Below are 1,763 nucleotides of genomic sequence, written 5' to 3' on the forward strand. Positions count from 1 at the left end.
CAATTATCTACTGCCTGATTTGATCTCGTCTTCGTACTGTGCGATCGCATTCTGGAGGGCGTCGATCGTGCGGGGTGGGTGGGTCCGTCGGGGATGGGCCAGGGCTGCGGCGATGCCTGGGGTGGCGAAGGCGAGCAGTGGCTTGGTGCGGTGTGCGTGGTAGTTCAGGCTCGTGGGTACTCGACCGAGAAGTTGGGCGGCCAGGGTCAGGGTGACGGTGTTGCGGTGGTGCAGGACGGCGACCAGTACGTGGTGGAGGTGGTCGACGAAGCCGACCCCGGGGTTGTATCCGCGCCGGTTGATGCCCTTCCTCTTCTCGCGCTCGGTCTCTGCCAGGACCCGGCGGAAGGGCTCGAGTTCTTCCACGAGCTGGTCGAACTGCTCGCGGGACATGCCGGTCAGGGCCGGATGAGTGAGCAGGAAGGTGGCCTCGGCTGGAATCGGCGGTGCCTTCGCCTGTTCCGGCTCGATCGGCGGTACCTGTCCGGGGTCGCACGGGGCAATGGTGTAGTTCCACTCGCCGTGAAAGCCGTCGCGTTCGACACGCTGCAGGATCAGTGCGCGCTCGGCCTTGGTGAGCGTCCGGCCGGTGGGGTACTCGTTGTCGTCGAGGACGGCCTGGACGGTCAGACCGGTGCTGGTGCGGGTGGCCGCGATGGTCTGGAGTAGTACTTCGTAGCTGGTCAGCGGCCGGCCGCGCAGGCTATGGGTGATCCGGGAGAACAGTCGGTGTTCGACCTTGTTCCATTTTGAAGTCGCGGGCGGGAAGTGCATGACGGTGATGCTCAGTCCCGACTCGTCGGCGAAGGAGGCCAGGTCGTTCTTGAAGAGGTGGGAGTCGGCTGAGTTGGCTCCTCCGGAGTCGGCGGTGACCAGCAGGCGGGTGGCATCGGGGTAGTCGGAACGCCCTTGGTGGTTCCACCAGCGGCGCAGGCACTCCACGGCGAAGGCAGCGGTGTTGCGGTCGGTGCCCACGTTGACCCAGCCGGTGTCGCGTCCCAGGTCGTAGACGCCGTAGGGGATGGCGATCGGTGTGTCCAACTCTAGGAAGTCGTGGTCCGGGGCGGTGATCGGCCCGCCTTTGGGACGCCAGGTGCGGCCAGAGCGAGCGAAGTCGCCGATCGGCTCCTTCTTCTTCGCGTCCACGCTCACCACCGGCAGGCCCTGCTCCAGGAAGCGCTCGACGGCGGTGTTGATGTGCCGGAACTGAGCGTCCCGGTCGGGCACGTGGCTGCCGGCCCGGATCTTGGCCATGCCCTGCAGGCTGAAGCCCAACCCGCGCAGCAGGTCGCCCACCACCGGGGCGCTGACCGGATGCCCTGCCTCAGTCAACTCCCGGGCCAGGTCCCGAAGCGACGCGGTGGTCCAGCGCAGCGGCGAGACCGGGTCGCCCACCTCCCGCGGCTCGATCAACGACTCCAGCGCCGCCACCAGATCAGGATCGCGTTCAGCGACAGACTTGCGCCCGCCGCCGGGTCGGCGCACCCGTCCCAGGACGTCCGCCCCGCCCGCGAGCTCCTCGCATCCCCGGGCGATGGTCGATTCCGACACCTCCGTCAGCCTGGCTACGGCTGCGATCCCCCCATGCCCCAGAGCCTCGGCCTCCGAGGCGAGGTACAAGCGGCGCTGCCGCTCGTCCAGATGCGGCAACACCGCCGCGAACTTCGCATCCAACACCGCCAGGACATCATTCGGGATTGCCACAGCAGCTCATCTACCATGCCGATCCGAGAAGTTAGCCCGAAACCGTCAGTTGTTTCCTT

1 protein-coding gene is annotated in these 1,763 nt (G+C 67.0%); it reads right to left on the minus strand.

Annotation, left to right across the window (positions count from 1 at the left end; all coding sequences use genetic code 11):
- Positions 1-3 precede the first annotated feature (3 nt).
- Positions 4-1,704 (minus strand): ISAzo13 family transposase, encoded by a 1,701-nt coding sequence (locus ACZ3YL_RS42420; RefSeq protein WP_465663197.1) that lies wholly within the window; start codon positions 1,702-1,704, stop codon positions 4-6.
- Positions 1,705-1,763 lie beyond the last annotated feature (59 nt).

Source organism: Kitasatospora sp. NPDC023176, from assembly GCF_055560495.1.